Origin of the sequence: Burkholderia sp. ZZQ-2 (genome assembly GCF_050768715.1) — a bacterium.
Lineage (GTDB): Bacteria > Pseudomonadota > Gammaproteobacteria > Burkholderiales > Burkholderiaceae > Burkholderia > Burkholderia cepacia.
The window spans coordinates 1-26,258 of record NZ_LDVA01000372.1; the positions used below are offsets into that span (position 1 = coordinate 1).

General features: G+C 65.1%; 24 protein-coding genes and 2 pseudogenes. 12 read left to right on the forward strand and 14 right to left on the reverse strand.

Translation table 11 applies throughout. The features are described from left to right. Nucleotides 1–1,212: phosphonoacetaldehyde dehydrogenase (gene phnY / locus ABY44_RS37845; protein WP_431643560.1), on the reverse strand; the 1,212-nt coding region annotated here is incomplete at its 3' end. A 29-nt stretch (nucleotides 1,213–1,241) separates the two neighbouring features. Further along, nucleotides 1,242–2,489, reverse strand: coding sequence for a phosphonoacetate hydrolase (gene phnA, locus ABY44_RS37850; protein WP_060173365.1), 1,248 nt, complete (start codon nucleotides 2,487–2,489; stop codon nucleotides 1,242–1,244). Nucleotides 2,490–2,551: 62 nt separating this feature from the next. On the opposite strand from phnA, the gene ABY44_RS37855 reads away from it, so the two are divergent. The 3 genes and pseudogenes from ABY44_RS37855 to ABY44_RS37865 all read left to right on the forward strand — a co-directional run bounded on the left by ABY44_RS37855 (nucleotide 2,552) and on the right by ABY44_RS37865 (nucleotide 3,578). Further along, nucleotides 2,552–2,686, forward strand: coding sequence for a hypothetical protein (locus tag ABY44_RS37855; protein ID WP_269139823.1), 135 nt, complete (start codon nucleotides 2,552–2,554; stop codon nucleotides 2,684–2,686). A 53-nt stretch (nucleotides 2,687–2,739) separates the two neighbouring features. After that, nucleotides 2,740–3,264 (forward strand): annotated as a pseudogene (locus tag ABY44_RS37860) (putative 2-aminoethylphosphonate ABC transporter permease subunit); the annotation flags it as partial. Nucleotides 3,265–3,305: 41 nt separating this feature from the next. Next, nucleotides 3,306–3,578, forward strand: a complete 273-nt coding sequence (locus ABY44_RS37865; RefSeq protein WP_155637349.1) for a hypothetical protein — start codon at nucleotides 3,306–3,308, stop codon at nucleotides 3,576–3,578. A 174-nt stretch (nucleotides 3,579–3,752) separates the two neighbouring features. Here the strand turns inward: ABY44_RS37865 and ABY44_RS37870 are convergent, their stop codons facing one another. Both ABY44_RS37870 and ABY44_RS37875 read right to left on the reverse strand, forming a co-directional pair. Then, the gene (locus tag ABY44_RS37870) at nucleotides 3,753–4,478 is read right to left on the reverse strand and encodes a phosphonate utilization associated transcriptional regulator (RefSeq protein ID WP_027788819.1); all 726 of its coding nucleotides are present in this window, start codon (nucleotides 4,476–4,478) and stop codon (nucleotides 3,753–3,755) included. Nucleotides 4,479–4,706: 228 nt separating this feature from the next. Next, the gene (locus tag ABY44_RS37875; RefSeq protein WP_060173369.1) at nucleotides 4,707–6,881 is read right to left on the reverse strand and encodes a phosphocholine-specific phospholipase C; all 2,175 of its coding nucleotides are present in this window, start codon (nucleotides 6,879–6,881) and stop codon (nucleotides 4,707–4,709) included. Between the two features lie 229 nt (nucleotides 6,882–7,110). On the opposite strand from ABY44_RS37875, the gene ABY44_RS37880 reads away from it, so the two are divergent. Then, on the forward strand, nucleotides 7,111–8,055 hold the full coding sequence (locus ABY44_RS37880; RefSeq protein WP_060173371.1) for a LysR family transcriptional regulator: 945 nt from the start codon (nucleotides 7,111–7,113) through the stop codon (nucleotides 8,053–8,055). Between the two features lie 95 nt (nucleotides 8,056–8,150). Here the strand turns inward: ABY44_RS37880 and ABY44_RS37885 are convergent, their stop codons facing one another. Further along, nucleotides 8,151–9,791, reverse strand: coding sequence for an L-lactate permease (locus tag ABY44_RS37885; RefSeq protein WP_027788816.1), 1,641 nt, complete (start codon nucleotides 9,789–9,791; stop codon nucleotides 8,151–8,153). A gap of 419 nt (nucleotides 9,792–10,210) precedes the next feature. On the opposite strand from ABY44_RS37885, the gene ABY44_RS37890 reads away from it, so the two are divergent. Beyond that, nucleotides 10,211–10,522, forward strand: coding sequence for a DUF4148 domain-containing protein (locus tag ABY44_RS37890; protein ID WP_059700555.1), 312 nt, complete (start codon nucleotides 10,211–10,213; stop codon nucleotides 10,520–10,522). Nucleotides 10,523–10,624: 102 nt separating this feature from the next. On the opposite strand, the gene gshA is transcribed toward ABY44_RS37890, so the two are convergent. The 3 genes from gshA to ada form a co-directional block, all read right to left on the reverse strand. Further along, on the reverse strand, nucleotides 10,625–12,238 hold the full coding sequence (gene gshA, locus ABY44_RS37895) for a glutamate--cysteine ligase (protein ID WP_059700510.1): 1,614 nt from the start codon (nucleotides 12,236–12,238) through the stop codon (nucleotides 10,625–10,627). A 478-nt stretch (nucleotides 12,239–12,716) separates the two neighbouring features. Further along, entirely contained in the window at nucleotides 12,717–13,676 is a 960-nt protein-coding gene (locus tag ABY44_RS37900) for a DNA-3-methyladenine glycosylase family protein (protein ID WP_059700512.1), read from the reverse strand. Beyond that, complete coding sequence (gene ada / locus ABY44_RS37905; protein ID WP_027788812.1) at nucleotides 13,673–14,764, reverse strand: bifunctional DNA-binding transcriptional regulator/O6-methylguanine-DNA methyltransferase Ada; 1,092 nt, start codon at nucleotides 14,762–14,764, stop codon at nucleotides 13,673–13,675. The genes ABY44_RS37900 and ada overlap by 4 nt, the downstream gene beginning before the upstream one ends. Nucleotides 14,765–15,194: 430 nt before the next feature. Here ada and ABY44_RS37910 point away from each other — a divergent pair, with 430 nt between their 5' ends. Then, complete coding sequence (locus tag ABY44_RS37910; RefSeq protein WP_059700513.1) at nucleotides 15,195–15,608, forward strand: VOC family protein; 414 nt, start codon at nucleotides 15,195–15,197, stop codon at nucleotides 15,606–15,608. A gap of 21 nt (nucleotides 15,609–15,629) precedes the next feature. Here ABY44_RS37910 and ABY44_RS37915 read toward each other — a convergent pair whose 3' ends face one another. The 3 genes from ABY44_RS37915 to speG all read right to left on the reverse strand — a co-directional run bounded on the left by ABY44_RS37915 (nucleotide 15,630) and on the right by speG (nucleotide 17,766). After that, nucleotides 15,630–16,184, reverse strand: a complete 555-nt coding sequence (locus ABY44_RS37915) for a YaeQ family protein (RefSeq protein ID WP_021157976.1) — start codon at nucleotides 16,182–16,184, stop codon at nucleotides 15,630–15,632. A gap of 189 nt (nucleotides 16,185–16,373) precedes the next feature. Further along, a complete protein-coding gene (gene sap1 / locus ABY44_RS37920; protein ID WP_027788811.1) occupies nucleotides 16,374–16,721 on the reverse strand; it encodes a surface attachment protein Sap1 in 348 nt (115 codons plus the stop codon). Between the two features lie 487 nt (nucleotides 16,722–17,208). Continuing rightward, a complete protein-coding gene (gene speG, locus ABY44_RS37925; protein WP_059700557.1) occupies nucleotides 17,209–17,766 on the reverse strand; it encodes a spermidine N1-acetyltransferase in 558 nt (185 codons plus the stop codon). Between the two features lie 139 nt (nucleotides 17,767–17,905). Here speG and ABY44_RS37930 point away from each other — a divergent pair, with 139 nt between their 5' ends. From ABY44_RS37930 to ABY44_RS37950, 5 genes are all read left to right on the forward strand, one after another. Next, on the forward strand, nucleotides 17,906–18,076 hold the full coding sequence (locus tag ABY44_RS37930) for a hypothetical protein (RefSeq protein ID WP_006489933.1): 171 nt from the start codon (nucleotides 17,906–17,908) through the stop codon (nucleotides 18,074–18,076). A 147-nt stretch (nucleotides 18,077–18,223) separates the two neighbouring features. Then, nucleotides 18,224–18,472, forward strand: coding sequence for a DUF2795 domain-containing protein (locus tag ABY44_RS37935; RefSeq protein ID WP_027788809.1), 249 nt, complete (start codon nucleotides 18,224–18,226; stop codon nucleotides 18,470–18,472). Nucleotides 18,473–18,581: 109 nt separating this feature from the next. Next, a complete protein-coding gene (locus ABY44_RS37940; RefSeq protein WP_059700515.1) occupies nucleotides 18,582–19,940 on the forward strand; it encodes a sensor domain-containing diguanylate cyclase in 1,359 nt (452 codons plus the stop codon). Between the two features lie 150 nt (nucleotides 19,941–20,090). Next, a complete protein-coding gene (locus ABY44_RS37945) occupies nucleotides 20,091–20,213 on the forward strand; it encodes a hypothetical protein (RefSeq protein WP_021157980.1) in 123 nt (40 codons plus the stop codon). Between the two features lie 205 nt (nucleotides 20,214–20,418). After that, on the forward strand, nucleotides 20,419–20,970 hold the full coding sequence (locus ABY44_RS37950) for a sce7726 family protein (RefSeq protein WP_060173372.1): 552 nt from the start codon (nucleotides 20,419–20,421) through the stop codon (nucleotides 20,968–20,970). On the opposite strand, the gene ABY44_RS37955 is transcribed toward ABY44_RS37950, so the two are convergent. Further along, nucleotides 20,915–22,015, reverse strand: coding sequence for a beta family protein (locus ABY44_RS37955; RefSeq protein WP_060173373.1), 1,101 nt, complete (start codon nucleotides 22,013–22,015; stop codon nucleotides 20,915–20,917). The two genes, ABY44_RS37950 and ABY44_RS37955, sit on opposite strands and share 56 nt — an antisense overlap. Nucleotides 22,016–22,619: 604 nt before the next feature. On the opposite strand from ABY44_RS37955, the pseudogene ABY44_RS37960 reads away from it, so the two are divergent. Continuing rightward, nucleotides 22,620–23,481 (forward strand): annotated as a pseudogene (locus ABY44_RS37960) (integrase domain-containing protein). Here ABY44_RS37960 and ABY44_RS37965 read toward each other — a convergent pair. Then, complete coding sequence (locus ABY44_RS37965; RefSeq protein ID WP_155637949.1) at nucleotides 23,482–23,997, reverse strand: hypothetical protein; 516 nt, start codon at nucleotides 23,995–23,997, stop codon at nucleotides 23,482–23,484. Further along, a partial coding sequence (locus ABY44_RS37970; RefSeq protein ID WP_431643561.1) for an RHS repeat-associated core domain-containing protein occupies nucleotides 23,994–26,258 on the reverse strand: 2,265 nt, incomplete at its 5' end. The genes ABY44_RS37970 and ABY44_RS37965, both read right to left, overlap by 4 nt.

Sequence of the window (26,258 nt, forward strand, 5' to 3'; positions counted from 1 at the left end):
GATCGCTTCGTCGATGTCGCGGAAACGCATGATCGGCGACACGGGCCCGAAGGTTTCGTATTTCACGAGCGGCATGTCGGGCGTCACGCGATCGATCACCGTCGGCGAATACAGCGCGCCGTCGCGCACGTTGCCGACCAGCAGCCGGGCCCCGCGCGCGATCGCGTCGTTCACCTGCCGCTCGCAGAACTTCGCGGCCGCTTCGTCGATCACCGTACCCATGTCCACCGACGGATCGGCCGGATTGCCGTACGACCACGCACGCGTTTTTTCGACGACCAGCCCGGTGAAGCGATCGGCCACCGACTCGTGCACGAGCATCCGCTTGATCGCCGTGCAGCGCTGCCCCGAGTTCCTGTACGAACCCGACACCGCGAGCGTGCTCGCTTCGTCGAGATCGGCGTCTTCCATCACGATGATCGGATCGTTGCCGCCGAGTTCGAGCACCGCGCGCCGGTAGCCCATCCGCGCCGCGATCGACTTGCCGATCGATACGCCGCCCGTGAACGTGATGAGGTCGATCGCCGGGTTCGTGATCAGCTCGTCGGCGATCTCCTGCGGGTCGCCGGTGAGCACCTGCAGCATCTGCGGCGGCAGGCCGACTTCGTACAGGATGTCCGCGAACAGGTAGCACGACAGCGGCACCTTCTCGGACGGCTTCACGACGATCCGGTTGTTGGTCGCGATCGACGGCACGATCTTGTGCGCAACCTGGTTCATCGGGTGGTTGAACGGCGTGATCGCCGAAATCACGCCGAGCAGCGGGTCGCGCTGCGTGTACACGCGGCGCTTCTTGCCGTGCGGGGTCAGGTCGCACGAGAAGATCTGTCCGTCGTCCTTCAGCACTTCGCCGGCGCCGAACGTCAGCACGTCGGCCACGCGGCCCGCCTCGTACGTCGAATCCTTGATGCACAACCCGGCCTCGGCCGTGATCAGCGCCGCGATCTCCGCCGTGCGCGCACGCACGATGTCGGCCGCGCGGCGCAGGATCGCCGCGCGATCGTGGCGCGTGAGCGCCGGCCGGTATGCGCGCGCGGCCGCGAACGCGCGCCGCACGTCGTCGAGCGTCGCCTTCGGCACGGTGCCGACCAGCGCGCCGTCGTACGGGTTGCGCACTTCGATCACCGCGTCCCGATGAATCCGTTCGCCGTCGATTCGCAGTGCTTCGCGACGAATCTCGCGGATGTCCGTCGATGCTGCAATGGCGTTCATGAGTGTGTCCCCTTGCGGATGCGTACGCATCACTGCAGATGGTTGAGCGCGATGTCGATGATGTCGAAGTTGCGCAGCCGCGCGCGGCCCGTGACGTCGCCGGCGACCGGCTTGCTGAAGATCAGCGGCACGATCTGCTCGGAGATCCCGCCGTGCGAACGCAGCGGCACGTCGAGGCCCGACAGGTCGTGCTTGATGCGGCGCGTGCCGAGCACGACGTCCTGCTTCGAGATCACGATCAGGTCGCCCATGCGCGCGGGCGGCAGCTCGAAGCGCGCGCAGCCCTCGGCGCCCGTCAGCACGACCTCGATGCCGTCGACCGCGGCGAGCCGCGCGCGCAGCGCCTCGGCATCGGCCGACGCCGGCACGTAGACGGTCGCGAACGAGCCGAGCGCGCCGTGGTGCACGACGTACGGATCGGTGATCGGCAGGATCACGCGCGCCGCGTCGTGCCCGAGCCACTCGTCGAACAGCTCCTGCAGGTAGATCACGTTCGGCTCGCCGGTTTCATCGTCGTGCTTCGCGTTCATCCCGTGGTCGGCCGTGATCGCGACGATCGCGCCGAGTTCGTCGAGGCGCTGCAGGTATGTGTCCATCATCGCGTAGAACGCGTTTGCGCCTTCCGTGCCGGGCGCGCACTTGTGCTGCACGTAGTCGGTGGTCGACAGGTACATCAGGTCGATCGGGCGCGTCTCGAGCAGGCGCACGCCGGCCGCGAACACGAATTCCGACAGGTCCGCGCTGTACACGCTCGGCACGGGCTTGCCGACCAGCTCGAGCACGTTGTCGATGCCGTTTTCCTCGACGGTCGCCTCGTCTGCCTTTTCCGACGAGAAGCAGATGCCCTTCAGCCCCTTGCCGAGGAGGCGGCGCAGCTTGTCCTTCGCGGTGACGACCGCGACACGCGCGCCCTGCTCGGAGAAGGCCGCGAGCACGGTGGGGGCGACCAGGTACTTCGGATCGTTCATCAGCACCTCGGCGCCGGTGTCGCGATCGTAGAAATAGTTGCCGCTTATCCCGTGCACCGCCGGCGGCACGCCCGTCACGATCGACAGGTTGTTCGGGTTCGTGAAGCTCGGCACCACGCACTCGCCCTTGAGCGCCGTGCCCGGTTTCAGCAGCGTGCGCAGGAACGGCGCGACGCCGGCCTCGGCGGCTTCCTCCAGGTATTCGTATGCGCAGCCGTCGACACAGACGACCACCACCGGCCGGCTCATCCAGTTGTAGCGACGGCCGTTCACTTCCACGGACACAGGCGTTTCAATCACGACGTTCATTCCTTTCAGTTCGAAGGGTAGAGCCGTCGGCGCCCACGTCGCGCCGAAGGGAGGTGCTTTCCATGCTCGACATTAAAATTGATGATCTGTTGATTGTCAACAACATGCAGACGACAGAAAGCAAAACAACGAAGCGGCAAGAGGGCTGGCCTCCAGTCATCCGCCGTGTGCCGCGGCGCCACTGTCAAGGGGTCTGAAGATGAACGAAGTGCCGGTAAACAGGCGTTTGGATGCATGGCCGGCGGGCGCGGCCCGTCTCGCGCTGGCCACGCTGATGTCGCTGTTCCTGCTCCTGCCGCTCGCGCTCGTCGTGCAGAAATGCTTCGTCGATGCCGACGGCCGATTCGTCGGCGCGCACAATTTCGTCGATTACCTCGAGGACGGCGGCGTGCTGCGCTCGATGCTGCATTCGCTGACGGTCAGCGCGCTCGTCATGATGATCGTCGTGCCGATGGCGTTCATGTTCACGTTCGCGTATGCGTATGCGCTGACGCGCTCGTACATGCCGCTGAAGAACACCGCGCGCCCGATCGAGCTCTTGCCGCTGCTCGCGCCGACGCTGTTGTCCGCGACGTTGTTCATCTACCGGTTCGGCAACGCGGGGCTGCTGAAGCCGCTGCTGCACGGCCATTCGATCTACGGGCTGCCGGGCATCGTGCTGAGCAGGGTGTCCGCGTCATTCCCGCACGTGCTGATGATCCTCGTCACCGCGCTGTCGCTGGCCGACGGCCGGCTCTACGAGGCCGCCGACGCGATGGGCACGCGCCGCCTGCGCCACTCGAAACGCCTGATTGGAATCCGACGATATCCCAAAAAATGATGCGCCTTCTGTTATTCGCCGCACTCACCATGACGATCGGTGCGTGCTCGAAATATAAAGACGAGAAGTGGACAGTGCTTCAGAACATGCCTGCGTTTGCCGAGCCAAACGACGATAGAACCCAGCCGATCTTTACGGTCAGGAAAGGTGAATCCTGTGTTCCATTGACGGATCGTGTTGCCAAAATTTACGCATACACACAAGTGCACTGCGAATCCGGCACGGGCTGGGTTCTGGACGATGCCTTTGATAAACGACGCGGCAAATGATCGCCTGCCGGCGATCCTTGCATTCAGCCCGCGCGCCCTCGATTTCGACCGGAGCTACGCCTGTCCGATGCGACAAGCAAGCCAGCCGAAACTCGCCATGCAAGAACGGAAGGCGGTGAGCGCCCGGTCAACGCTCTTTCGTCATCAATGTGCGATGACGCGCACCGCCCCCACTCACGCGCCGGCCTTCTCCCGCGCCGCCTTGCCCGTCGCGGGCAGCCCCTGCTCGTGCGTACGGCGCATCCGCGCAAGGCCATGCGAAACGTGCTCGCGCACCAGCGCGACCGCCTGCTCCTCGTCGCCCCGCGCGAGCGCCTGCACGATCTTGTCGTGCTCGGCGGCGGACACCGCGATCGCGTCTTCCTCGGCCTCGATCGCGGCCTGGCGCAGCAGCCCGAGCTGGCGCACCAGCCGGCGGTAAGTATCGGTGAGGTGCGTATTGCCGACGCCGACGACCATCGCGTCGTGGAACTGCACGTTCAGCTCCGTATAGCGCGTGACGTCGTGGGACTTCGCGGCGTCCTTCATCGACTGGATGATGCCCTTCAGCACCTTCAGCGTGTCGGGCGAGATGCGCTTCGCGAGCGCGCGCGCGACCGACTCGTCGAGCATCGCGCGCACTTCGTAGATCTCCTCGGCCTCGCGCAGCGGCACGACGCGCACCGTCACGCCGCGGTTCTTCTCGTTACGCAGCAGGCCGGCCTGCTCGAGCGCCCGGAACGCTTCGCGCACGGGGCCGCGCGACACGTTCAGCCGGGTCGCGATCTCGACTTCGTTGAGCTTCTCGCCGGGTGCGTATTCGCCGGAGACGATCGCGCGCTCGAGCATGTCCTGGACGATCATCGCGAGCGACTGGCTTTGCAGGAGTTCGATGGCGCTGAGCGCGTTCGGGGCTGTCATGGTCGGGCAGGCAGCAAGGCTGCGGTAGGGAACGAGGGCGCCATATCGGCGAATGATCCTTGTATATCCTCGGCCCGACACATTGTCAACAGTTTTCAGTTTCCAAAAGCCAATCCCACGTACCGGGATGCAATCGGGATGCAATCGGGATGCAATCGGGATGCAGCCGGCAGGCGGTGCTCGCGCGGCGGGCCGACCTCGCCCGCATCGCGCGACGCGTGACGGCCGTCAGGCCGTCGCGTGCTTCACCGGCCCCGGATCGCTGTGGCTCGGCCGGCCCGTCTCGACGTGGCCCGCGAAGCGGCGCACGACCTTGTCGTCGCCGCCGCGCAGCGTCGTCGCAGTAATCGTCAGATCGTACCAACCGTGGCTCGACGACAGCGCGAAGTGATCCTCGACGCGTTCGCCCGGCTCCAGCGTGTAAGTGCGCGCATGCGCATGGCTGTACGCGTTGTCGACCGTCACGCGGCAGGTTGCGCGCCCGCTGTTGCGCAGTTGCAGGTACACGTGACGGTTGCGCACGTCGTAGCCGATCCGCGCTTCGGGGTTCGCGTGCCGCCCGTCGGCCGCGAGCCGCGTGTTGCCCTGGAACTCGCACAGATAGCCGTTCGGGCCGTATGCCGCGAGATGGTAATCGCCGCGCGCAGCCGACGTGTTCCACGTGTCGACGAAGCGATCGTGCGCGGACACTGCATAACGACGCGGCGGCGTTGCCGGATTGCGGCGGTCGTACACGTAGAACGCCGCACCCGCGTCGCCGGTGTTCGCGAAGTCGAGCGACACGCTGTCGTCATGGCCGCTCACGCGGCTGTGCACGAACAGCTCGTACGGCAGCGCCCGCGCCGGCCGCGTGCCGGGTTCCTGCGCCGGCATCGCCTGCTGCGCGGGCACCTGGTACGCCTGGCCGGCCGTCGCGATGTGCTGCGGCACCGTGAAGCTCACCGTGCGCGTGTCGGGGCGCGCGGAGAAGTCGAATGCCGACGTGAGGTCGCCGCAGATCGAGCGGCGCCATGCGCTGATGTTCGGCTCCTTCACGCCGAAGCGCGCTTCGAGGAAACGCAGCACCGACGTATGGTCGAACGTCTCCGAGCAGACCCAGCCGCCCTTCGTCCACGGCGAGATGATGATCAGCGGCACGCGCGGCCCGAGGCCGATCGGCTGGATGCCGCCCGGGTCCGCGCCCGGCACGAGCGGGCTCATTTCGCCCGGGTACTTGTTCAGGTCGAGCAGCTCGTCGCCGAGGTTCGACAGCAGGTTCGACGACACGATGCCCTGGCCGCCCACGCCGCTCGTGACCGGCGGCACCGGCGGCACGACGTGGTCGAACAGCCCGTCGTTCTCGTCGTAGTTGAGGATGAACACCGTCTTCGCCCACACCTCCGGGTTCGACGTCAGCGCCTCGAGCACCATGTTGATGTAGAACGCGCCGTCGGTCGGCGACGCCTGCGGGTGCTCGCTGTACTTGTACGGCGCGACGATCCACGACACCTGCGGCAGCCGGTTCGCCTGCACGTCGGCCTTCAGCTCGGCGAGCGTGTGGTCCGACGCGCCCTTGTCGACCAGCGGGCCGCTCGCACCTTCCTTCACCTGGAACTTCTTGAAGAACATCAGCGAGTTGTCGGTGTAGTTGTCGGTCGGGTCGCCCGGGATGCCCGTGCCGCCCTGATACACCTTCCAGCTGATCTTCGCGTGCTCGAGGCGCTCGGCGTAGGTCGTCCACGTGTAGCCGTTCACGTCGTCGCGCTCGCCGATGCCCGGGCCGTTCGGCGGGGTGCCGTAGATGTTGCGCGGGTCGACCGTGCCGGTCCACAGGTAGATGCGGTTCGGCGCGGTGTCGGCGTGCGCGGAGCAGAAGTACGAATCGCAGATCGTGAACGCGTCGGCCAGTGCGTAGTGGTACGTGAGGTCCTGGCGCTTCAGGTAGCCCATCGTCAGCACGTCCTGCTTCTGGTTCACCCACTGGTCCCACTGGCCGTTGTTCCAGGACAGGTGGCCGCTGCTCCAGCCGTGGTTGGTGCCCGGCTGGAATTCGGTCGTCTGCTTCGGGTCGAGGTAGAACGGCAGCACGTACGGCGCCGACGGATCGAGGCCGCGCGAATGGTAGTTCTTCGTGAACACCGATGCCGGCGGCTGCTGCCACACCGGTGCGCCGCTCGGCAGCAGATGCGGGCGCGGGTCGTTGAAGCCGCGCACGCCGCGCAGCCCGCCGAAGTAATGGTCGAACGAACGGTTTTCCTGCATGAAGATCACGACGTGCTCGACGTCGCGGATCGTGCCCGTGCGGTAGGCGGCCGGCATCGCCAGCGCATTGCGGATCGCGGGCGGGAAGCCCGCGTAGGCGGCCATCGCACCGGCCGACTGCGCGGCGAGGCGCAGGAAATCGCGTCGATTGTTCGAAGACATGAAGGGAACCCTGTTGTCGGTAGGAGTGGGGCGCCGGTCGAGCGGGGCCGGCGGTCGGTGTGTTACGCGCTATTACCCCGCACCGGCATGTCCCGGCCGTGACCGGTTCCAGCAGCTTTCTTGCGCTCACCCCCAGCTTTTTTTCGAAGCGGCGCACGACGCGCCTTTCATGCGGCCGACACACGCATGCGCTACGCTGACGCGCGATGAAGAGGGGAGAAGCCGAGTCGTGTTCGATCAGCTGAAGGCGTTCCACGCGACCGTCCGGCAGGGCAGCATCACGCGCGCCGCACGCCACCTGGGCGTGAGCCAGCCGACGATTGCCGCGCAGATCCGGCAGGTCGAGCAGCTGTACGGCGTCGAGCTGTTCTACCGCAGCGGCCGCAAGCTCGAGGTCACCGAGACGGGTATCGAGCTGCTGCCGCTCGTCGAGAAGATGATCGCGCTCGAGGCGCAGGCCGACATCATGCTGCGCAACGTCGGCGGCCTGTTCGAAGGTCATCTGCGGATCGGTGCGACGGGGCCGTACTACATCATGGACGCGGTCGGCCGCTTCTCGAACGCGCATCCGTCGATCGCGCTCACGTGCCGGATCGGCAACTCCGAGGAAATCCTGCAGGCGCTGCAGGAATTCCGCATCGATCTCGCGGTATCGTCGCAGCGCAACGACGCCGAAGGCCTCGAACGCAAGGTGATCTCGACCGACCCGCTCGTGCTCGTCGTGCATCGCACGCATCCGCTCGCGCGTTTCGACGCGATCGATCCGGCGCAGCTCGCCGACGTGCGGCTGCTGATTCGCGAGGAAGGCTCGGTGACGCGCCGCTGCACGGAGACGATCCTCGCGGCGGCCGGTGTCGCGGCAGTATCGATGGCCGAGATCGGCAGCCGCGAAGCGATCCGCGAGGCGATCCTGCACGGCGTGGGCGGCAGCCTGTTTCCGCTCGGCGAGGCCGAGCGCCATCCCGACCTGCGCGTGATCGCGCTGCGCGGCGTGGACACGACGATCGACGAATACGTGTACTACCTGAAGGCGCGCCGCCAGAGCCCCGCGATCGACGCGTTTCTCGCGTGCATCCTGCCGGCCGACGGCAACACGGCCGCGGCAGCCTCGGCAGCCTCGGCAGCCGGGGCGGATGAAGCAGGACGAACGGCGCGGCCGGCGAACGCGCGCTGAACTGCCGCGCGTTCGCCGGTTCCGCACTTTGCCGGCGCTTTTCCCGCGCCTTCCCTCGTTTTTCCTCGTGCCTTCCTTCTGTCGTTGCGCTCACCTCATTTCGGCAGTGCCGGAATCATCCACGTCAGCACGTGCTGCTGCAGGAACACCAGCACGCCGAGCAGCAGCGTGAGGATCACGCTGTGCCAGAAGGTGCGCGCAAACACGACACCTTCCTGCCCTTTCAGGTCCGTCGTCGACACGCCCGTCGCGATGTTCTGCGGCGAGATCATCTTGCCCATCACGCCGCCCGACGAGTTGGTCGCGGCCATCAGCACCGGATCGAGGCCGAGCTGCCGCGCGGCCACGACCTGCAGGTTGCCGAACAGCGCGTTGCCCGACGTGTCGCTGCCGGACAGGAACACGGCGATCCAGCCGAGCGACGCGGACACCAGCGGGAACAGCGCCCCCGTCGACGCGACGCCGGTGCCGAGCGTATAGCTGATTCCCGAGTAGTTCAGCAGGTACGCGAGCCCGACGATCATCATCACCGTGACGATCGCGATCCACGTCTGCCGCCAGGTCTTGACCACGCACTCGAGGAACGCGCCGGCGCCGGTGCGCGTCAGCGCGGCCGTGATGATCGCCGAGAGCAGGATCGCGGTGCCGGTGCCGAGCGGCTGGAAGTCCCAGATCGCCGCATACGGCTTGTGGTACAGCGACACGAACACCGCGTTGTGCAGGCCCGGCCACTTGATCTTCACGTCGCCGATCGCCGCGACGTTCGCGTGCACCCACACGATCACGACCACCGACACGACGAGCCACGGCAGCCAGCCGCCGAAACCCGCGCGGGCGGCACCGGCCGTTGCGGGCACGCTGCGCGCGAGCGCGTATTGCGGATCGGGTTGCGGCTTCCACACCTGGAGGAAACCGATCGTGACGATCAGCGACGTGAGCGACGACAGCACGTCGGTGAGCTGGTAGCCGAGGAAGTTCGACGTGACGAACTGCGCGATCGCGAAACTGCCGCCCGACACGAGCAGCGCGGGCCACAGCTTCGAGATCGAGCGCAGCCCGCCGTACGCGCCGACCACGTAGAACGGCAACAGCAGCGCGAAGAACGGCAACTGGCGGCCGACCATCTGCGCGAGTGTCGCGGGCGGCAGCGACGTCACCGCGCCGAGCACGGTGATCGGCACGCCGAGCGCGCCGAACGCAACCGGCGCCGTGTTGAACAGCAGCGTATAGGTGAGCGCTTCGAGCGCGGGGAAGCCGAGCGCGATCAGGAGTGCGCTCGTGATCGCGACCGGCGTGCCGAATCCCGATATCCCTTCGAGCAGGCAGCCGAACGAGAACGCGACGACGAGCAGCACGAGGCGCCGATCGTCGGGCAGGTTGTCGAGCATCCACTGCCGGAACTGGTCGAAGCGGCCCGACTTCACCGCGATGTTGTACAGCAGCAGCGCGTTGAAGACGATCCACATCACCGGCACGACCGCGAGCGCCATGCCCGCGCCGACCGCGTTGAACGCGAGCCCGGCCGGCATCCCCCATGCGCCGATCGCGACCGCGAGGCCGGCGACCAGCCCGGCGAGCGACGCCTGCCACGCGGGGCGGCGCAGCACGCCGAGCGCGATCAGCGCGACGGCGATCGGAATCGCGGCGACGAGGAAGGACAGCAGCAGCGAGTTGGCGACCGGCGTCAACGGCTGCGCGAAGACAATGCCGGGCGGCAGGGCGTCGGTGGGATTCATCGCGTCTCCAAAGTCGACCCGGGGCTGGCGCGGCGGCGCCCCCGGATTCGGTGCAAAGCGGTCCTTCCGCAATCGCGACGGCGCTCAGGCGCTTGTGCACGCAACGACGTCGCACGGCCAACCGACCGGTCGCTTAAAAGAGGTTAGGAGGCGCGGGGCGCTTGTACAAGGAGGACAAGCCCGATGCGTGCCGACCCGATACGAACCCGCCGCCGCAGGCTGACAGGCAGCGGGCGGGCCGCTGTCGCGTTCGACAGGATGCCCGTCATGCGAGGCTCACCCGCGCAATGTTGCACATGCGGCAAAGGTGCCTGACGGCGGGCGGGATGTTTCGTCTGGCGTCCGAAGCCTAGACTGGCTGCATCGATTCCGCCCGCGCCGGCCACGGCACGGCACCGGAACCTCACGGAGTGAACACGATGAAGACGATGAAACAAGCCGTATGCGCATGCGTGCTGATCGGCGCGGCCTTCGCCGCGCACGCGCAGACCGCGTCGACGCTGACGCGCGCCGAGGTCCGCCAGGAACTCGTGGAGCTGCAGGCCGCCGGCTACCGGACGAGCCTGGCAAGCAGTCCCGACTTTCCGGAAAAGATGCAGGCGATCATGCACCGTGCCGCGCAGGCACGCGGCGGGGACGCCGGCTACGGCAGCGACGGCAGGGCAAACGTGGAATCGGGCAAGCCGGCGCTGCCGCACGCGACCGATCGCGGCACGTACGCACACCACTGACGGTGGATCGACCCGGATCGGGGGCGCCACGGCGCACACCGACCGGCGACGGAGGATGCATCGCGCACCGCGCCGACCGACGCGGTGCGCGTGCGCCAGACATCACACGCTGAAGCGGTTCAGCGTATATGCGCGATAGGCCGCGACGAATGCGTCGAACGATCCGGCCTCCTTCGCTTCGAGCTCGGCCTGCTCGGCGAGCGACTTCGCGGCGAGCGCCTGCTCGGTGCGCAGCGTCTCCGCCGACGGCGGGTGCGCGCGGAAATGCGCGGCATGCGCTTCGCTCTGTGCCAGCGCGAACCCGAGGAACGATTGCCCGTGCTCGCGCATCGTGCGCAGCACGCGTGCGGACGGCGTGCGCTCCGGATCGGCGAGCTTCTCGCGCTGCGCGGCGATCGCGCGCGCATGTTCGTCGCCGCCGCGGATTTCGTCGAGACGGCGGCCGACGGTTTCGATATCGGCCATCAGCTCGTCCGCCCACGCCTGCAGCGTGACCGGCGCGCCATCGCGCTGCAGCGTGAGCCCGGGCTTGCGCCCTTCCATCGTCACGCTGCCGAAGTTCGCGTTCGCCTCCTGGTACGCGGGGCAGTCGAGCACCGGGCTCTCGTCGAGCGCGCACGCGAGCAGGAAGGCGTCGATGAAGCGCGCGGTTTCCAGTGCGATGCCGGTCGGCTCGAACGGATCGATGTCGAGACAGCGCACCTCGATGTACTGCACGCCGCGCGACGCGAGCGCATGCAGCGGCCGCTCGCCCGAATACGTGACGCGCTTCGGTCGGATCGTCGAATAGAACTCGTTTTCGATCTGCAGCACGTTCGTGTTGATCTGGATCCACTCGCCGTCGCGATGCGTGCCGATGGCCTCGTACGCCGGATACGGCTCGCTCACGGCCTTCGACAGCGCGTCGAGATAACCGGGCAGCGTGTTGTAGTCGACGTGCAGCGCGGCCTGGGCGGTCGTGTTCGAGTAGCCGAGGTCGCTCATCCGCAGGCTCGTCGCATACGGCAGGTACAGCGTATCGGCGTCGAACGTGTCGAGCCTGTGCGGCTTGCCGCGCAGGAACTTCGTGTCGAGCGCGGGCGATGCGCCGAACAGGTACATCAGCAGCCAGCTGCGGCGGCGGAAGTTGCGGATCTGCGCGAGATAGCGCTCCGACTGGTAATCGACGAGCGTAGCCGTCGACCCTTCTTCCGCATGCAGGCGCCGCCACACTTCCTCGTGCAGCGAGTAGTTGTAGTGGATGCCGGCGATGCACTGCATCGTGCGGCCGTAGCGATACGCGAGGCCGCGCCGGTACACCGTCTTCAGGCGGCCGATGTTCGACGTGCCGTAGTCGGCGATCGGGATCTGGTCGTCGGCCGGCAGCAGGCCCGGCATCGAGTCGTTCCACAGCATCTCGTCGCCGAGCGACGCATAGACGTAGCGATGCAGATCGTCGAGGCGTTCGAGCGTGATCGCGGCGTCACGTTCCGCGGGCGTGATCAGCTCGATCAGCGCTTCGGAATAATCGGTCGTCAGTGCCGGATGCGTGAGCGCCGAACCGAGCGCGCGCGGATGCGGCGTGAACGCGATCATCCCGTCGCGCGTCACGCGCAGGCTTTCCTTTTCGATGCCGCGCAGGCCGTCGGGCAGATGCTGCCGCGTCGGGCCCGAGCTCAGTGCTTCGAGGCGATTCAGCAGCAGTTCGGACTGGCGGTGAGTCATGGTGTTCGACATGGAGACGCAAGTGCGTGACGGCCGCGCGCAGAACGCCGCGCGCGGCCGGCTGGATTGTTGGTCGCTTCGTTGGTAGCGGGCACTTTAACATCTCGCCGAAACCCGCGCTTGAGGTGGCGCCGGGCATGGTGCGCGGGCCGGAGCGGGCCGCCGGACGGGCCGGCCGCGGCGATTGCCGCATCTCCCGACGGTTCCAGGCGACGACGACGGGCACGCCGGTTGAGCGCATTCGTCCGACGGAACGTGACGCGCGAACCGGTGACGGCAGGTGCAACCGTGCCGCCGAATCGGCCGCGGAGAGAGGCGAAAGTGTGCGTCGTGCGCCCCTGCATCGGGCGCACGACGGATTCGAGAAATGGCCGTGACGGCCGAAGTCCGGCCGGTCGCCAACGAACACCGGCACGGCCTGCGCGACGGGTTGCATCGCGGCTTCGCCGGGTCGCACCCGGCCGCGAAACTCGGTGATCGGCAGTTGCCCTCACCCGCCGCGCGCGCCGCCCGCCCGGTCGGCCACTTCGTTCCACAAATGCAGCGCCGCGTACGCGCGCCACGGTCGCCAGCCTTCGGTGCGGCGCTTCTGGGTCGCGAGCCGGTCGAGCGCCGGATCGCGCGCGGCGATCGACTGCATCAGCACGAGATCGGAGGCCGGCCAGGCATCCGGATCGCGCCACGCGCGCATCGCGATGTATTCGACGGTCCACGGGCCGATGCCGGGCAGATCGAGCCACGCACCGCGCAGCGTCGCGAGATCGGCGTGCTCGCGATCGACCGGCACGTCGCCGGCCGCCACCGCGCGCGCCGTGCCCGTCAGTGCCGCCACCCGCTTGCCGGGCATCCCGATCTTGTCGAGATCGCAGGCGGCCAGCGCCTCCGGCGTCGGAAAACGCCATGCGGGCGCACCGTCGTCTTCATGAACCACGCGCTCGCCGGCCCGCTCGACGAGCCGGCCGACGATCGTCGTCGCGGCCTTCACGCTCACCTGCTGGCCGACGATCGCGCGCACGGCCAGCTCGAACCCCGACCATGCACCCGGCACGCGCAGCCCCGGCGCGGCCTCGACGAGCGGCGCGAACCACGGATCGCGTGCCAGCCCGCTGCCGATGACGGCCGGATCGGCGCCGAGGTCGAACATCGTCGCGACGCGCGCGGCGAACGCATCATCGACATGACGCGCGACCGCGCCTTCGACCGTCGCGACCAGGCAATGCTTGCGCGGATGTTTCGCAACCGTGAGCCGGCCGGCGTCGCCGTGCAGGTCGACGATGCGGCGATACACGCCGTCCGCCACCTGCTCGACGCCCGGAATCGCACGCCCGCTGAAGAAGCGCAGGACGCGCGCCCAGTCGTAAGGCGCATTGAAGCGCAGTTCCATGTGCGCGGACGGCGGCACACGGCCGCCGTTCACGATGAACGTAATTGTCGTTCTTGCGATGCTCAAACTGCGCTGCCCTCCGCAACGGATTCGGTTTCATCGTCGTGCACATGACGCGCCTCGGCAGCGAGCAGCGTCGCCTTGCGGCGCACGCCCCAACGATACCCGGACAGCGCGCCGCCCTTTTGTACGACGCGGTGGCACGGGATCGCGAGCGCGACCGGGTTCGACGCGCACGCGGACGCGACGGCGCGCACCGCACGCGGCGCGCCCAGCGCCTCGGCGATCTCCGAGTAGCTGCGCGTTTCGCCGTACGGAATATGCGTCAGCGCTTCCCACACGCGCTGCTGGAAGGCGGTCGGCGCGATGTCGAGCGGCAGGTCGAACGCGTGCCGCGTGCCGTCCAGGTACGCGCGGATCTGCGCGACGAACGGCGCGAGCCGTGCCGACGCTTCGACCAGCTCGGCGCGCGCGAACGCGTCCTTCAGCTCGCCGACGAGCGCGGCCGGTTCGTCGCCGAACGCGATCCGGCAAATGCCCTGCCCGGTCGCCGCGACGAGTACCGTGCCGAGCGACGTCGAGGCGGTCGCAAAGTCGATCCGCAGGCCGGCGCCCTGGCGGCGGAACGCCGACGGCGCCATCCCGAGCTCGCGCGGTACCGACGCATAGAGTCGCGACGGCGAGTTGAAACCCGCGTCGACGGCCGCCTGCGTGACCGGCTGCCCGCTTTGCAGCGCCTGCCGCAGCGCGGCGCCGCGCTGCGCGGCCTGGTACTGCCGCGGCGACACGCCGACCACGCGCTTGAAGAGCCGCTGAAGATGAAACGGGCTCACGTGCACGGCATCGCTCAGCTGCTGCAGCGTGAGCCGCTCGGCATGCGCGTCGAGCACCGCGCACGCGCGGTTGACGATCTCGAGCTCGCGCGGCAGCCCTTCCGGCTGGCAGCGCTTGCAAGGCCGGAAGCCGGCCGCGCGCGCGGCGGCCGGATCGGCGAAGAAGGACACATTTTCGCGACGCGGCAGCCGCGACGCACAGGTCGGACGGCAGAACACGCCGGTCGTGCTCACGGCATAGAAGAACGCGCCGTCCGCATGCGGATCGCGCTCGGTCACGGCGCCCCAGCGGGCATCATCGGTCGGATAGGCGGTTTTCATCTGAACCTCGCACTCTCTAGTGTAGATGGTGCCTACTCTAGACATCGGCACGTGCCGTCGCGCCCTGAATCTTGCTCTGTGATTCGCCCCGGATAATCAGGGGCGCATCACCCGAAAATAAGTCCGGCGAAACGCGCGCGCCGGCTGCTGCAGCGCGGTTTTCGTCACCGTCCCGTCACCCTTTGCTGCACCGCAGATGCGACAAATCGCCGTCCTGACGTTTTTTTGCATTCGGAATATTGCGCCGCACCATCGCCGTGTGTATAGTTGGAACTGTCTCCTCCATGTCTCCTCCTGATATGGATTAAGCCCGTTCCGCTCCGCGTGAACGGGCTTTTTTTCGTCCGTCGATTGTGCCGCGTTCCGGCAGGCGGCGCAGGCGCGATGCGTCTACACTCGATGCTCGTCGACTGCGAAGGAGCGCCTGTCCATGAAACCCACCATCCGCGCGATCGATCACATCGTGCTGCGCGTGACCGACATGGCCGCGATGACGCGCTTTTACTGCGACGCCGTCGGCTGCCATGTGGAAAAGGAACAGCCCGACCTGGGCCTCGTGCAGCTACGCGCCGGTGATGCACTGATCGACCTGCTGTCGGTCGGCGGCCCGATCGACCGCCCTGACAGCGGCCCGCCCGGCACGGGGCGCAATCTCGATCACCTGTGCCTGCGCGTCGAGCCGTTCGATCCCGACGCATTGACCGCCCATTTCACCGCGCATGGCGCACGGCCGGGCGCGCCTGCGGAACGCTACGGCGCCGGCGGCTACGGGCCGTCGATCTACCTGTTCGACCCGGAAGGCAACATGCTCGAATTCAAGGGGCCGCCGGCCGCGATCGGCTGAACACGGCCGCCACGCGGGCCGTCATGCATCCGCGCGCGCCTTCAGCACCGTCCATTCGACCGCGACCGGATCGTGGTCGGCGCTCGAGATCCACGCGGTGCCGTCCTGCACCGTGCACTGCAGGCGCATCGAGCGCTCCGCGAGCCGCCCGAGCGCGGCCGCGACGCCGTCGGCCAGCGACAGCACCTGCACGTTGCGCAGCCGCTCGACCTTGCTGCGCACGCCCTGCCACCAGATATCCGACGTCTTGCCGCCGTACGCGATCACGGTGACCTGCCCGGCGCGGCCGGCCGCCTTCGAGATGCGCCGCTCGTCGGGCTGGCCGGCTTCGATCCAGACGTCGATCGCGCCCGTCAGGTCCTTCTGCCACAGATCGGGCTCGTCGACATCCGACAGCCCCTTGCAGAATTCGAGCCGCTCGTGCGCGAACAGCGCGAACGCGACGATGCGCACCATCATCCGGTCGTCGGTTTCCGACGGATGGCGCGCCACCGTCAGCGCGTGATCGGCGTAGTAATGCCGATCCATGTCGGCGATTTGCAGTTCGGCTTTGTAGATCGTGGATTTCAGCGCCATGCGGATGCGGCCCGGGCGGGCATTCGGTTCGGTCGGGCCGTGATGATACCGAATGCGCGCCGTCCGGCGCGTGTCATGCGTCACCCACAGCGCAACGGCCCGGCATGTGCCGGGCCGTGTTCGGTTCGCGCCGCCGGCTCATCGGGCCGGCGCGCTCGCGCGTCGTGCGACTGCGCGGTGAATGGGCGGTTACTGCTTGACGAAGCGCGAATCGGTCCAGAGGCCTTGCTGGTCGCTGTTGTCGGCGCTGACGAACTGCACGTCGCCCTGGTCGACCGACACGACGCGGAAACGCTGGCCTTCCGGTACCGACAGGCAACGGTAGTCGTCGAAGTATTGCTGCTTCGCCTGCGACTTGCCGTCACGTTCGTGACTCAGTACGGAATCCAGATTGTCTTTCGACAGGCAGCCCCATGCATTCTTCGTCAACTGGATTTCCTGCGTCGGCTTGACGGCCGAATCGCCGCCCGCCTGGGCAATCGACACCGCGCAAAATGCGCCGACGAGGGCAAAAAGGATACCGGTACGCTTCATCATGTTCTGTCTCCAGGCTTGCGGGCACCAGGCTTGGGTTAGCTATGTGTTTAAAGGTGATCGTGAACCCGCGTTTTTCACTTTAGAAGACCGGCAAGCGATAGCAAGCACATTTGTTGTGCGACCGCAATAGCGGCGGATTGTCGCACCCCGTGCGCAGCCTGTTTTTCGCGCGGCACGCGCGGCGGGCAACACCCGTTGCGTGGCGGACAGGCCCGTCACGCCGGGCGGAAAGCGTTATCCGGCAGGGCTTTCATCCAAGTTACATTGCGGCGATTGAACGGTTTGGATAATCCATTTCGTCATCCGGATCATTTTGATGCGCCGCACATAAAGTCATTCGAAACGAATCGACTTTACCGCAGCGCGGAATCGCAAATACGTGATACAAGAAAAATGCCAGGTATAAGCGAATCCGTATTTATCCGTAGTTCCCCGAATGTATTCGGTGCCCGTGAAAACCCGCTGCAAGCGCCTTTCGCCAGCGCGTTTACCCTGCCTTGTTCGGACTGGATTGCTGGTGTTCGAAATAATCGCGTTGAAAGATGCACATGCGATAAGCGTTGTGATACGCGCCGTTTCCGAAAAATTCTTCCTTCAACTCGGCCTCGTGCTGGAATCCGCATTTTTCATACACATGAATCGCTGCCGCATTCGACGTATCGACGATCAGGTACAGCTTGCGCATGTTCAGCACCTTGAACGCGTACTCGATCGCGAGGCGCGTCGCCTGGCCCGCATAACCGCGCCCCTGGCATTGCGGCGCGATGATGATCTGGAACTCGCCGCGGCGATGGATGTAGTCGAGCTCGATCAGTTCGACGAGGCCGACCAGTTCGCCTTGCGCGTCGACCGCGACGAAACGGCGCTCGCGCTGGTCGTGCACGTGGCGATCGTACAGTTGTGACAGTTCCGAGAAGGTTTCGTACGGCTCCTCGAACCAGTAGCGCATGATCTTCGCGTCGTTGTTCAGTTCGTGGACGAAGCGCAGGTCCTGGCGCTCCAGCGGCCGCAGCGCAAGCGTGTTGGTATCGTTCTGGAGTTGCATGTTCATGTCCTTTTTGATGCCGGCGCACGTGCGGGCAAGGCCGCTTCCGGGCCTGTTCCGCACTGTAAGAAGTTGAACGCGGGCGAAGTTCAGAGCCTAGAATGGGAGCAAGGGTTCCTGCCACCGCAAGGAGGCTATCGTGATCGAGCAAGTGATACTCGGAATTTTCCTCGTGCTGCCGCTCGTGATCGTGGCGGCGCTGTTTTCCGACGAACTGTGGCAGGAACATCGGCGCCAGCATCCGCGCGACGAAAACGCGCCGCACATCGACTGGAAGCATCCGTGGCGCCGCGTGCGACGCGGGCATTGAGTCGATTGGCGTTCATCCGCGGGGCGCGCCGGCCTGGCCGCCCTGGCGTGTGAACGCATGACGCGCCCCGGTACGCACCCGGTTACACGCCCGAATTCCGCCTCGATCCGATTCCCGCTCAACCCGCTCACTCAGCGAGACGCCGCCGTGAACGACCAGCCCGCCCAGCCTCCGCACGACATTCCCAACGAAACGATCGACCTGCAGATCGCCGACGTGCTGGCGGCCGTCCGCTATCCGGCCAACAAGGATGCGATCGTCGATGCCGCGCGCGACGCGGGCGCCAGCAACGAAGTGCTGTCGATGCTCGACGGCCTGCCCGAACAGGACTACGCGGACGTCGACGCCGTCACGCACTGGGTTGCCGGCAACTTCGGTCCCGGCCTCGGGGTTTGAGCGCGCAACCATAACGCGATAGGATCAGGCCGCACCGGTCGCGCAGCGGCCGGCTCCCTGTCGCCCGGCGCAAGACCGGGCGTTTCCGCGTACGTGCCCGGGGAACTCCATGGAAGGCATCCTGATCCAGCACACGACACGCCGTCAGCTCTGGTTCGGCACACTGACGGCGCTCGTCATCGTGCTCGCGCTCGGGATCGCCGCGCCGCACGCGAACGTCGCGCTGCCGGCCGTCGAGCCGTTCATGCCGATGTGCGCGCTCACCGTGTTCACCACCGCGAGCATCGCTGCGTTCTTTCTCGGCGCGCAGTTCACCGTGACCCGCCAGCCAGTGCTCGGCGCACTCGGCGGCGCCTACGCGTTCACCGCGCTCGCCGTCGCGCTGCAACTGCTCACCTTTCCCGGCGTATTCGCGCCGCACGGGCTGTTCGGTGCGCAACCGCAAAGCGCCGCGTGGATGTGGATCTTCTGGCATGCCGGCTTCCCGAGTTTCGTGATGGTCGCGCTGCTCGCGCGCGCGCGGCTGGCGCGCGCACCGGTCGGCGCACGGCAGACACGGTGGTGGACGCTCGCACTGATCGGCGGGCCGGCTGTCGTCGCGGGATTGCTGTGCCTGTTCGCGCTGAACGTGTCGCTGCCGCCCGCGTTTCATCCGCCGGGCGACGCGGCCGTGCTGCCCGTCAACGCCGTCGCGCTGGTCGTGTGGCTGCTCAATGCGCTGGCGCTCGTTGCCGTGCTGGCCACCGGCCGGCTGCGCACGACCCTCGACCTGTGGCTCGCGATCGCGGTGCTCGCGTGCCTCACCGACACCACGCTGAACCTGATGAGCACCAATCGATTCACGGTCGGCTGGTATCTCGCGCGCGTGTTCAGCATGTTCACGCCGGGCGTGCTCGTGTGCGTGCTCGCATGGGAAGTGACGATGCTGTATCAGCGGCTGTTCGAGGCACACGCGACGCTGATCCGTTCGTCCGCGCGCGACGGCCTGACGGGCGCATTCAACCGCATGCACTTCAACGATCACTTCCACACGCTGTTCCTGCAGTCGCGACGGCAAGGCGAACCGCTGTCGCTGCTGATGGTCGACGTCGACCACTTCAAGGCATACAACGACGCGTTCGGTCACGTGAAGGGCGACGCATGCCTGATTGCCGTCGCGAACGCGTTGGCCGGCGCGGTGAGGCGGCCCGCGGACATGGTCGCGCGTTACGGCGGCGAGGAGTTCGCGATCGTGCTGCCGAACACGGGCGCGCGCGGCGCGCGGGTGGTCGCCGAGGAAGCGCGCGAGGCGGTACTTCGGCTCGATCTCGCGATGCCGACATCACCCGCCGGACGCGTGAGCGTGAGCGTCGGCTGCGCGACCGTGGCGGCCGACGATCTCTCGACACCCGATGCGTTGATCGAAGCCGCCGATGCCGCGCTTTATCGCGCGAAGGATACGGGGCGAAACAGGGTCGTCACTGCCTGAAAACGTCTGCTGTTTGGGGATTTGTTACGGTCATTGTGACCGGAATAATCCGCCGTTACGGATTGCGGAGCAGGGAAACGATCGCTTACAGCCGGTGTTGCGGGCGCTCGCTATGCTGGGTTTCATATTGAACCCGAGCAGGTGAACCCGATGAAGAAGACCCTTTTGCTGATTGCTGGCGTCGCCGTGTTGCTGAGCGGCTGTATCGTGGTGCCTGACGGCGGCGGGTATTACGGTGGTGGCGGGTATTACCATCACCGGCATTGGGATTGAGCGTCGACGGGCATCGCAGTGTCCTCAGCGCGCGTGATGCCGACGCCGGATTAGCCTGACGGTAGCGGGGATAAACACACCCTCTGCGTGTGTTAACATGCCCCGCTGCATACCGATTCAAGGGCCCTTCCCCGTGACGAAATTTTCAAACGGCAATCAAACGCCTCGTATCGCAACTCGCGATCGCGACGTTCGAACCGCTGTCATGAAAAAGGTCCTTGCAGAGCCGCTGTCGAATCCGAACGTGCTCGTCGTGGAAGAGCTGGGGCTTGAGCACGGCGCATGCCGGGTCGACATCGCGGTGATCAACGGCGTCATTCACGGGTATGAGCTCAAAAGCGATGCCGATACACTGCACCGTCTTCCGTTGCAGATCGACGCCTACTCGCGAGCCCTCGACAAGGCGACGCTGGTCGTGAGCGAACGGCACTTCGTCGAAGCTGCGAATCTGCTTCCGCCGTGGTGGGGTATCAAGGTGTCGCATGTCGGCCCTCGCGGAGCGGTTCACATCGAAACCGAGCGCGCCGCGTCAATGAACCCGGACATCTCTCCCTTCCATGTCGCCCACCTTCTGTGGCGTGACGAAGCACTGGCCATTCTGGAAGCCCTTGAAACTGACAGGAAGGCGCTGCGCGGCAGCAGGCAAGCACTGTATACGCTGCTCACGCAACGCCTTTCCCCTTCGTCGCTTCGCGCGCAGGTCAGGGAAGCGTTGAAGCGCCGAACAAAGTGGCGACATCCCTCACAACCTTCGTGACGTGGTGGTTGCTCCCGACCATCGGCCAGGTTGACGCGCCACCGGTACTTCCAGTGCCGCTCGCGCAGTCCTCGATGAATTGGTCACCGTGTGAGTACGCGCCACCCATGAAGATCGGCGGCCTGGCGGATACGATGCTCCGGCAAATGTCCGCGTATTGCGCGCGCCCATGTTTCTTGACCTGCACGCCCATCGCGATGAACCACTCGTCGTCGATCGTGTACTTTACCTTGGCATTGGGATCGAGCATGCGCGGATCGATGAGTTCGGTCTCCGGATGCGCCACGGCGTAGTCACCGAAAGTCGGCACCCGCGCGCCGGCAGGAAGCATTGCAACAAGTGATTTGTAGCCGAGCCAGTCATGACGCTTGATCAGGCCCGACGGTCGATACGACGCCGACGGCAATGTCTGCGGGAACGACGTCCCGGCAATCGTGATGGATCGCCACGCATCGAGCTTGGGCAGTTCGTCGAGCAGCCCCTTCCATACCAATGCCTGCATCTTCGGGCTGGTTGCGATGTCGGCCGCACAATCGAGTACGAGATCGCACGCGTCTTCCCCTATCCCGATCCCGTTCAGCACCGCATTCATTTCTGCATGCATTGAAACACCGAAGTCTTCCGGCGTCAGTCGAAGGCAGGCGCCTCGTCCGTCACGATCGGCAATCGCACGCACCGCGGTCATGTACGCTTTGGAACGCCCCAACCCAAACACCGGAACAGGCATGGCCCCAGCGACCCGCGCCAGGTCGAAGATATGGGCCAGATGATGCGTGCCGCTCTCGACACATGCGTCGCCGTCGATAAAGGGGGAATCAACAAGACAACGTCGCGCGTCCCATTTTTGTTTGAGCCGCACGCCAAATTTGCTCAAGTGCTCGTCTAGGCTCTTGGCAGGCGCTTCGGCTTCGAAGTCCCAAGCCTCCGTCGGCACCTCAAACAGCGGCGTCACCCAATCCATGACGGTCGCTGTCAATCTGGACAGCGCAAGATATTCTCCCTGACGCCATTTCAATACTGGAACGTAGTGGTTGTGATCGAACATGCTTTCCTCAAAGTAGAACTCATCAAAATTGAGAACTCCCGCCACTCCGAAACGAATGGCTCTATTTGAGGATTACAGTACCGATTCAGTATCGCAAGGGCACTCACGAGATTTTCATAATTTGCACTGGACATCTCAATTTATCGACAGCTGGAATTGATGCACATTCCGCATCATCCAATGAAGACATTGATAAAAATCTTCCCCAGTGAAAAGGTATCTTCGCCTTTTCGGCCCGGCATGTGTTGCCAGTCAAGAAAAGGCAGGCACCTCACCCGGGCGACCTGCGGCCCAAGACATTGATCTTTGTCTCATGAAGGATGACGACAAACACGCAATCAATGGATTGCATCTAAAAATGTCATAAAACGTATATTTTTAGCGTCGTCGAACGCGAGCACCCTTCACTATCAGCGCACGAGATTTGCCACTCAGTTGCTTTTTTCAGTTACAAAACAATATGGCGTTTTATTTCCCGAGGCAAAACCGGTGTTCTGAGCACCATGCCCTTGTCCTTCGGGAGCCTCGCCTAGCGAGCCGGCAATTTCACTAACCGATTCGATCTCAGAAAGCAGGACAAGACACAAGGCCCTGGAGGTACGCTATGGATGATTTGACCTACGGGTTGCGGCAGCTTTGCCGGCGCAACAAGGATGTCAGCCACACCACCCAGGCCGACCGGCTGCGCGCGCTGACCTTGGTTGCTCGCCAACTGAGCGAGGCAGGTTTTCGGCGGATGGGCGCGTCCTCGATCAAGGGCAAGCATATGGCGCGCTGGTCGAGCGCTGGCAGGCCGAAGGCTTGTCGGCCGGCACCGTGAAAAACCGCATGTCGCATCTGCGCTGGTGGGCCGAGAAGGTGGGCAAGGCCGGGGTGATTTCAGCCGATAACACGCGCCTGGGTATCCCGGAGCGCCAGCATGTGACCAACACCGACAAGTCACAGCACTTGGATGTGAGGTTGGATCAAGTGCGCAATGCACACGTGCGCATGAGCTTGCAACTACAGAAAGCCTTCGGCCTGCGGCGGGAAGAATCCATCAAATTCCAGCCAAGCTACGCCGATCGGGGCGACCATATCGCGCTTAAAGGCTCTTGGACCAAGGGCGGGCGCGAACGCAATGTGCCGATCACCACGGCCGCGCAGCGCGAGGTGCTGAACCAGGCGCGGCAACTCGCTGGCGTGGGTTCGCTGATCCCCGCGCACAAGAGCTACTCCAACAGCGCCACACCTACGATGGGCAGTGCAAGGCGGCGGGCCTGAGCCATATGCATGGGCTGCGGCATCGCTATGCGCAGGATCGCTACGAAGCACTGACGGGCTGGAAGGCTCCGGCCACTGGCGGCCTCCCAGCGCGATCACTGACGCCTGCGCAGCGCGCCTTGGATGCGCAGGCGCGGCAGGCGATCAGCCGCGAGCTGGGGCATGAGCGCACGCAGATTACGGCGGTGTATCTGGGGCGATAATCACTGCTCTTTCAAACCGATCTCACGTTCGAACTTGTGCAGTTCATTACGTGCTTTCCCATCTTTTGGCAGAAAAAGGGATAGAACATCTGCTCCGAATCGAGCAATGAATTGGGAGTGTTTCTCACCCGAGGCCCACATCCGGCGGAAAGCGTCCAGTGCAACTTGGACGGGGTACTTTCGAGCGATCATATCCCCAACAGAGAAGCACAAATTCTCATCACCATACCCTTTTGAGTTATTAACCAAGGCTTCCAATAGGATGCCTTTTTGATCGATGGTGAGCTTCTCAAAGTCGTTGTAAATTCCAGAAATGAAGCTCTCTATACCTTGCCTAGAGAAAATTAGAGGATCCGACAACACCTCCAGGTACAGCGAAAATATATCCCCGGGCAGGGGAGAAACTGTTAACGACAGATACTCTAATGCGAACGCAATCTCTGCGACCTCTTTTCGTTTGGAGCTAGTTCGTAAAGCGTTTATACGAAACCGTAGTTCGTCAATAGTTGTCGTCATGGTGTCATCGCGTTAGCGGGGATAGTCCACCATAGAGGTGGCACCAAGGATGGGATCATTCGAATAGCTCGATATGCAGCATAGGCTGCCCCGACACCCGCCGCAGTTTTGACAACGGTGCTGCCTGACGGGCACGCACTACATGCACTGCTCCCATCGTCCGGGTCGTTGTCATCACAATCTTCGTCATACTTCTTCTCCCACCGACGAAGAATCGAGTCTTTCTGGTTAATCATGGTTCGATGACCACGCATTGTTTCAGCCAAACGTTCACCGGGACCGATTCTCTCAGGAAGACCTCCTACCAGCTCTGACCAACGCGTGTCCAGTTCATTCTGCAGCCCTGTTATCTTTTCTCGAATTGCAACACAGTGAGGATGATTTCTGCCAAATTTTTTTAGGCCCAGAGGGTCGTAGTAAGCAACAGGATTGCCGCCTGCATATGCATAGACATTGATTCCACCTCCTAGTCCAAGAGGGTCAGGACTAAGGTATCTTCCGGTACCGTAGTCAAAGTACCGATGCCGGTTGTAGTGCAGCCCCGTCTCGTGGTCATGGTACTGCCCCTGGAACCGGATGGGGTTGCGCAATTCCACGCGCCCATCGGATGCCTTACGAATCACTTCCTTGACCGCGCCCCAGGCACGATACTCCGCGCTCCAGGCGATCTCGCTCTGCTCGTCCGTCAACTCCTGCGGCGTGCCCAAATGATCGCACTGATACCAGGCTAAGCCGTCTATCGGTGGCGCGGGCGGCGGTGGCATCCACAGCGGGTCTTCGTCTTGCCGGTAGTAGTCGCCGTAGTCCGGCTGGTCGAGCAGTTCAATGGCGTCGTCGCGCACCGCCTGCGCCACTGGCACAAAACTGCCCGGCTCGTAGACGTAGTGCGTGGTGCGCGCGCCAAAGCCATCCTCGTCGGCGATCTTGCTTTCCCACGCCAGCGTGTCGCCGTCCCAGCCGTACAGCGTGAAGCCGCATTGCAGTTCGCGGTTACGCTTCACCCGCTCAGCACGGTTCCAGTGCGGGCCGGCCTCGCGGCGTTCCTCGTAGTGGGCCTTGCTGTATTTCGTCAGACGCCGGCCGAGGGCGTCGTAGCTGTAGTCCGCCTGCAGGCGCTCGTCTTCGTAATGCGTGAGCCGGTCGAACAGGTCCCAGGTGTAGCGGCTCTCCTTGCCCTGGTGCCAGCGCTTGCTGAGGTTACCGCGCGCGTCGTACTGGTAGTGGGTGCCGGCGTACTGCTTGAGCAGGTTGTCCAGCGCCTTGATGCGCGGCATGCGCGGGCGCTCGGCCTCGCGCTGTTCGGCCGGATCGATCAGGTTGCTGGCCGGGTCGAACGCGAAGGTTTCGTGGCCCAGGCGGCTTTGTGCCTCCAGCAGCCGGCCCACCGGATCGTAGCGGTAGGCCAGTTGGCCGCGCCGCGTGTCGTTGATGTCGGTGAGCTGGCCGCTGGCGTCGTAGCGGTAGCGGCGCACCAGCAGGCGGCTGCCGCCAGCGGTTTGCGTGGCCGGCTCTTTGGCCTCGTGGGCAAGTACCTGCTCGCTCAACCGCCCCATGGCATCCCACTGCTGCTTCTGCAGCAGGCGATTGCCCTGGGTGCGGACGATTTCACGGTGCAGGTCGTCGCGCTCGTAGCTGACCAGTTCGCGCTCGTTCAATTGCAGGGCCAGCAGGTGTCCGCTGCCGTAGGTGAGCCAGCTTACGCGGTGCCCATCCGGGCGCACGGTAGCGATACGCTGGTTGAGCGCGTCGTATTCGTGCTGCCACACGCCGACCAGCGGCTTGCCGAGGCAGATGTAGTGCTGGTGCTCGCGCACCAGGTTGCCGGCCGCGTCGTGGAACCATTGCAGTCGGCTGTCGGCGTTGGTGGCCAGCGCCAGGTTGCCGTTGAGGTCATACGCGAAGCGTTCCACCTGCCAGGCTTGCTCACGCGGCGGCGTCTCGCCGGTTTGCAGCGCCGCGCGCCGCTCAGCGAGGCGGCCCATTGCATCGAAGGTGTAGGCGGTGATGCGCTGCCCGTCCACCGCGCGCGCCAGCTTGCCGGTTTCTTCCTCGTACTCGTAGCGCGTGGTGGCGCCATCAAAGCCGGTTTCGGCGAGCAGGCGACCCACCGGATCGTAGTGGAACTCGGCTTCGCGGCCGTTCTCGTTGCGCAGCGCGGTGAGCTGACCGAGCTTGTCCCACTGGTAGCGCAGGGTCTGGCCGGCCGCGTCCACCCGGCTGGCGAGCAGCCCGGCCTCGGTGTAGTCCCATTCGGTACGCCG